The following is a 764-nucleotide window of genomic DNA, read 5'->3' as shown; positions in this document are numbered from 1 at the left end:
AGAGGAGTGGTGCGACGCTTGCCGGGACGCAGAAAAGCAGCGCCAGATCGACAGACGCCGCATCCGTGTGATCACCCTGCCGCTCAATGCCACCGAGGACCGCGTGGCCGGCGGCATCGACTTGGGTCAGGCGGTGAGAAGCGGGATGCGCTGTTTTTCTCCCGGCGTTTTGGCCATGGCGCACCGGGGAATCCTATATGTGGATGAAGTCAACCTGCTCGACGACCACATCGTGGATGTCATCCTGGATGCCGCTGCATCAAACCGTAACCGGGTGGAACGCGAGGGGATCTCCATCACCCATGCATCACGATTCATTCTGGTGGGCACGATGAATCCCGAGGAGGGCGAGCTGCGTCCCCAGCTGTTGGACCGCTTCGGCCTGTGCGTGGAGACCGCCTCGGAAAAAGCGCCGGAAGTGCGCACCGAACTGATGCTGCGGCGGGAGGCCTTTGATCTTGATCCAGCAGGATTTCAGCTGCGTTACGAGAAGGACAACGCCGTGGTGGCCCGCCAGATCCTGGCCGGGCGGGATCTGTTGCCCCAGGTCGGTTTTCCCGCGCATCTGCGCGGCCTGATCGCCGAAATCTGTACCGAAAACCATGTGGCCGGCCATCGGGCCGATCTGGTCATGGAACAGACGGCCCGGGCCCTGGCTGCCCTGGGCGGCCGGCTTTCGGTCACCGTCGACGATATCCGCGAGGCCTCGGCCCTGGCCTTATTGCATCGCAAGCGCGATGCCGCGCCGCCGCCCCCACCACCAC

The 764-nt window shown here is 64.1% G+C and carries 1 protein-coding gene; it reads left to right on the top strand.

The features are described from left to right. Positions 1-764, top strand: a 764-nt coding sequence (locus JCM12296_RS35315; RefSeq protein WP_157068226.1) for a magnesium chelatase ATPase subunit I, incomplete at both ends; no start/stop codon positions are given.

It is taken from the genome of Desulfosarcina cetonica JCM 12296 (assembly GCF_001311845.1).
Classification (GTDB): domain Bacteria; phylum Desulfobacterota; class Desulfobacteria; order Desulfobacterales; family Desulfosarcinaceae; genus Desulfosarcina; species Desulfosarcina cetonica.
This window is presented reverse-complemented; position numbering and strand designations above follow the sequence as displayed.